This is a genomic window from Gordonia desulfuricans NBRC 100010, assembly GCF_001485495.1.
Taxonomy (GTDB): domain Bacteria; phylum Actinomycetota; class Actinomycetes; order Mycobacteriales; family Mycobacteriaceae; genus Gordonia; species Gordonia desulfuricans.
The window spans coordinates 1-5426 of record NZ_BCNF01000196.1; the positions used below are offsets into that span (position 1 = coordinate 1).

General features: G+C 61.0%; 4 protein-coding genes and 1 pseudogene. 3 read left to right on the forward strand and 2 right to left on the reverse strand.

Features of this window, described 5'->3' with window-relative positions; translation table 11 throughout:
• Nucleotides 1-1515 (reverse strand): IS21 family transposase (gene istA / locus GD1_RS23670; protein WP_157079608.1); only part of this gene is annotated, 1515 nt, incomplete at its 3' end.
• Between the two features lie 434 nt (nt 1516-1949).
• Here istA and GD1_RS23675 point away from each other — a divergent pair.
• Genes GD1_RS23675 through GD1_RS24540 form a run of 3 tightly spaced genes read left to right on the forward strand, consistent with a single transcriptional unit; the run spans nt 1950 to nt 5075 of the window.
• Nucleotides 1950-2375 (forward strand): RidA family protein, encoded by a 426-nt coding sequence (locus GD1_RS23675; RefSeq protein ID WP_059039970.1) that lies wholly within the window; start codon nt 1950-1952, stop codon nt 2373-2375.
• Nucleotides 2372-3460, forward strand: coding sequence for an alkene reductase (locus tag GD1_RS23680; RefSeq protein ID WP_059039971.1), 1089 nt, complete (start codon nt 2372-2374; stop codon nt 3458-3460). The genes GD1_RS23675 and GD1_RS23680 overlap by 4 nt, the downstream gene beginning before the upstream one ends.
• A gap of 22 nt (nt 3461-3482) precedes the next feature.
• Nucleotides 3483-5075, forward strand: coding sequence for a class I adenylate-forming enzyme family protein (locus GD1_RS24540; protein WP_162128930.1), 1593 nt, complete (start codon nt 3483-3485; stop codon nt 5073-5075).
• A gap of 95 nt (nt 5076-5170) precedes the next feature.
• On the opposite strand, the pseudogene GD1_RS23690 reads toward GD1_RS24540, so the two are convergent.
• Nucleotides 5171-5426: pseudogene (locus GD1_RS23690) on the reverse strand (nucleotide-binding YajQ family protein); the annotation flags it as partial.

Consider the following 5426-nt stretch of genomic DNA (forward strand, 5'->3'; position numbering starts at 1 on the left):
GGGGCGATTCACCTCCTTGTCGCCGGCGCCGAGCTTGTAGGCATCCAGCGAGCGGGTGGGCGCGGTAGGCAGATGCCCGAGCAGTGCTGTGCCGGCCGGTCGCGGGTTGGGGGTGCCGGCTCCGGCATCGAGGATCGAACGCACATCGGCGGCCTTGAACCGTCGGAACGCCACCGCCCTGGTCAGAGCGGTGAGCACCTGTTGATGGCCGTGGGAGGTGACCAGGCCGAGGATGTCATCGAGTTCACCGCCCAGGCGGGTGTTGCCGATCGCCGCGGCACCGACCAGGAACTGCTCAGCAACCTCACCGAGAGCGCAGAACTGTTTCTCCACCGCAGTTTTGGGTCGTGGTGCACGACTGGGCGGTGTGCGTGGCCCCCCGTAGTGGTCGTCGTTGAGGACGACCTCTCCGGGTGCGGCCAGCAGATGTTCGGCAACCATCTCACCGGAGGCGGGTTCGGCGATCAGGAGCCGCTCACCGTCCTGGATGAGGGTCACGGTGGTGCCGATGAGCCGGTTGGGTACCGAGTAGCGGGCCGAGGCGTACCGGATACACGAGAGGCGATCGACCTTACGTGCGACCGGCGGTGGACCGACTTGGGCCCGCAGAGACGGCAACTTCGACAACACTTCTCGTTCCACCTCGAGTTGCTCAGCAGGCACGCACAGTGTGTCGCTGTGGCGGCGGGTGTTGACCTCGACACACCAGTCCCGCGCGGCCCGGTTCGCTGCGTGCACATCCAGCTGCACGTCGTCACGACCAGCGGCGATCTTGGCTTCGGTCCACAACGGTTGCGCCAGATCCGACTGCGCGTACCCGCACAGGTTTTCCACGATCCCTTTCGATTCCGGATCGGCGCCGTGACAGAAATCCGGGGCGAACCCGTAGTGGGTGGCAAACCGCACATACGAGGGGGTCGGTACGACGACGTTGGCGACGACCCCACCTTTGAGGCAGCCCATCCGATCAGCGAGTACCTTGTTGGGTACTCCACCGATCTCTTCCAACGCCTCGGCGATGAATCCGAGTGTGGTGGTGGATGTTTCGTTGGTGGCGAACCGAACGAACCGCCAGCGTGAGAACGCCAACACCGCGCAGAACATGTGTAGCCCGCCGATCACGGCCCAATCGATGACCAGGTAGTCACCCGGAGCCCACACTGCCGGGCGACGCCCACGATGATGGTCACGGCGCCACTGTGCTTTCTCCTGAGCGACGAGACGACGGAAGTTGCGGGCCGAGCCTGCATAACCCGCCGCTCGCGCTACCGGTAGCAGACGTTTCGCGGTGATCCGGCCGCGCGACCGCTCGACTCGCTCAGCGACCAGCTCGGCAACGGTGTCGTAGTTGCGGGCCCGTACCTTGCGATCGGGTGGTTGATCGTCGGCCTCGAACCGGTCGACCACACGCTTGACGGTCTTGTGGGTGGTGCCGCACACCTCGGCGGCGGCGCGATAGCTTCCGAGTTCTCGGTAAGCAGAAATGATGTCCATACGGTCCTTCGCAGACTTCAATGGAACTCCCAGGCGGTGACAGTGATCGGTTGGCACCTTCACCGTCATCGCCTGGGCCCTCAGTTCCGGGTCGACACGACGAACACAGGGTGGGGACTTTTATCTGGCCACCAGCGGGGACCTCGACCTGGCCACCACTGGGGACTTTCTCATGGCCATGGACATGTGACTCTCCGTCATCTCGCTCGGAGTGGGTGACTACGTCGTCGTTGAGATGATCGACGTGGCGATTCTGGTCAATGAAATGTCATTCTCGGTCAAGTAATATCCACTTGCGCAACGCGTTTCATGACTCCGAAACAATCGGAAACACGAATGAAACGTCGCGGTGCGAGTCTCGATATCGAGCAAATGCTCAGCCTTGCAGCAACTATCGAGTTTGCTGCGTAGGTAGACGAGGTCTACACCCCCCAGAATCGTTGTAGGAGAATTTGATGACCACCAGGCATATGCCCGATCTCGGGACGCTCGACTACATTCCCGCCGCTGCCATGGCCGATCTTGGCTTCAGCTCGGTCGTCATCTCGGATGGGCTGGTCTTCGTGAGCGGAGTCGCACCGATCCAGGGGCCGGAGTTTGCAATTGTCGGCGCTGGAGACCTTGGCTCACAATGCGAGTACGTTCTCAAGGTTCTCGCGGGATCGCTTGAGAGCGTGGGAAGTTCGGCGCGAGAGATTCTCGACATTACAGTGTATTTGACGGGAACTACGGAGATTGGATCCAAGTACACCGAGATTGCGCCGCAACTCGCTGCGTTCGTGGGTGAGGATCGCCCGACGGCTACTGCGGTCGGCGTGACCAGTCTCTTCTTGCCGGAGCAGCAGATCGAGATTCGGGCTGTGGCGAAGGTGTCGCAGTGACCGGCGTCGGTCTCTTCGACTCCTTTGAGCTCGGTGATCTACAACTTCCGAACCGGATCGTAATGTCGCCGCTGACGAGGAACCGTGTGGTACCCGGTGAAGATGCTCCGAGAGATATTGTCGCTGAACACTATTCACAGAGAGCGTCGGCGGGGCTACTCATAACCGAAGGCGTGGTCGTTTCTGCTGGGGGCCGTGGGTATGTGTCGACACCGGGAATCTACTCCGATAGGCAAGTTAATGCATGGCGTACCGTCGTCGATCGTGTCCATGACAGTGGTGGCAGGATCATGTCTCAGCTATGGCACGTCGGTCGGATGTCGCATCCGATGTTTCTCGATGGATATTCGGCGCCGGTTGGACCATCGCCCATCCAAGCGGATGCGAAAGTCTATCTGCCGCACGGTTCGACTCGACCGCATCTGCCGCGCGAGCTGACCACCGCAGAGATCGGGGCTATTGTCGAAGACTTTGGTGGCGCAGCCCGTAATGCACGATTGGCCGGGTTCGACGGTGTCGAAATACACGGATCGAACGGATACCTGATCGACCAGTTCCTCCATGATGGCAGTAACTCGCGTACAGATCGCTATGGCGGCGCGATCGAGAATCGTGCACGGCTGGCGTTGGAGATCGTCGATGCGGTGACGCGGGAGTTCCCGGCTAGTCGTGTGGGCATGAGGATCGCGCCGGTTAGCACCCACAATGACATGACTGACAGTGACCCGCAATCTCTGTTCGAGTATGTCGTCACCGAGTTGGGGCGACGTGGGATCGGTTTCATCGACGTCATAGAGGGTCAACTGGGCGGATCTCGAGAGTTCGGTCAGCTCGACTATGTCCGGCTGCGCGAGCTGTTTGGTGGCGCCTACATCTCCAGCAATGGCCATGACCGGGAGTCGGCCGCCAACATGCTGGCCAGCGGCAGTGCTGATCTCGTGTCGTTCGGGCGGGCATTCATAGCCAACCCCGACCTTGTCGAGCGGTTGCGGCGAGGCAGTGATTTGAATGAACCCGAAAGATCAACCTTCTACTTCGGTGGCCCGCGCGGTTACACCGACTATCCCCAATCTGTCATGGCGTGATCAAGAGTATTCAAGGATAATCATGAGAATTGAAGCAGGATCAGCATTTACACGGGCTGCGGCACGTTTTGGTGACCGGCTGGCAGTCATCGATACGTTGGGTAGTCGTCGAACGTACCGACAGCTACAGGATCGAGCGAACTCAGCGGGCTCTGGTTTGATGGCATCAGGAGTCAAGCGCGGCGATCGGGTTGGTGTTCTGTCACACAACAGAATTGAGGTCGTCGAGGTCTGGCTCGGGTTGGAGCGGTTCGGGCTGGTTCGAGTGGTGTTGCACTCGCACTTCGAGATATCCACGCACGTAAAGACTCTCAATGAGGTGGGTGCGTCGACACTGGTCTTCCATGAGGCCTTTGCCAGTGAGGTCGCTGCAGCACGAGAAGAACTGGCGACAGTTGAACGCTATGTGTGCATCGGCGAATCCTGTCCAGAGTGGGCCGTTCCCTACAGCAGCGTGATCGGAAAGGGGGATGTGGCGAACCCATGCCTGGATGTCGAAGAAGACGAGCCCTGCTTTCTTCAGCTGACAACCGGGACCACGGGGCATCCCAAGCCGTGGATCCATACCCATCGGTCATGGCGAGGAGTGATCGAGAACAATATCGAGCACCTGGATTCATTCGGCCGAGGTTCGGCCGCGGTGGGACCAGACGATGTCAACCTTCACTTCCACGCCTTACAGTGGGCGACAGGCTTCCAGACTTTGATGCCGTACCTGCTACGTGGTGCGCTGAGTGTCGTGGCCGACGATTCCGTCTTCGATCCCGCCGTCCTGTTGCAACAGATGATCGATCATCGGGTCACGGGTATGTTGATTCCCGCACCGATGCTTGAGCCTGTACTCGATCTCATCGAGCGGGACGAGATCACGCTTCCTAACCTCCGCAAACTTGTCATCTTCTTTGCCACCGCAGAATTGCTGCAACGGGTGTCGCGGCTTCTGGGTGACTGCTGGTGCCATGGATACGGCTCTTCCGAACAGGGGGCGCCGGTAACTCGGCTACTGTTCGATGACCTCGATTCCGAGGATACTTGGGGGAGCATCGGCCGTCCGTCGTCGTCGTTCACCGAGGTTCGCGTGGTCTCCGTCGACGGTGAGCCATTGGGGCCCGGCGAGGTTGGCGAGATCGTGGTCCGCACACCGATGGCGGCGGCCGGCTACTGGGGCCTGCCGGAGAAGACCTCTGCAGCATTCTTCCCGGGCGGGTGGTTCCGTGCTGGTGATGTCGGGTCGATGGACGCGGATGGTCGTGTCCACTATCTCGATCGTGCAAAGGACATGATCCAGACCGAGGTAGGCGTGGTTTACCCGCATGTGGTCGAGGCTCGAATCCTCGCTCACGGATCGGTGGCGCACTGTGGTGTGACCGGAGTGCGTACCGAAGTCGACGGACCGGCGCAGGTCATTGCCGCAGTCGTCCTCAAAGAGGAAACAGACGATCGCGAGGCGGTGCGTGTCTCGATTCTCGAGCTCGCGGCCGACGCTCCCGAGTATGAGCGTCCGAAGCAGGTCATCATCGTCGATGAGCTGCCCACGGTACTCGGAGGGGCCAAGGTGCAGCGGGAGGTGCTGGCGCACCTACTGGTCGCCGCTGGCACAGGTGTCTCCGTGTAGCCCGAGGGGCCGAGGCGCACAGCGCACGAGAGTCCGTGTGCATTCGCACTGACGTGTGGTGCCCACGGGCTCTCGTGGGTGTGTCGCGGGCGCTTCTAGCGGTAGTTGACGAACTGCCGCGCGATGCCGAAGTCCTCGCCCTTGAGCAGTGCGATCACAGCCTGCAGGTCGTCGCGCTTCTTGCTCGAGACACGCAGCTCGTCGCCCTGGATCTGCGCCTGACGCCCTTGGGGCCCTCGTAGCGGATCTTCTTGGCGTGCTCGGAGTCGATGCCCTAAACCAAGGTGCCGGTGATCTTGTAGGACTTGCCGGAGGCGACCGAAGCGGACCCGCCCGTACGCCATCGAGTCC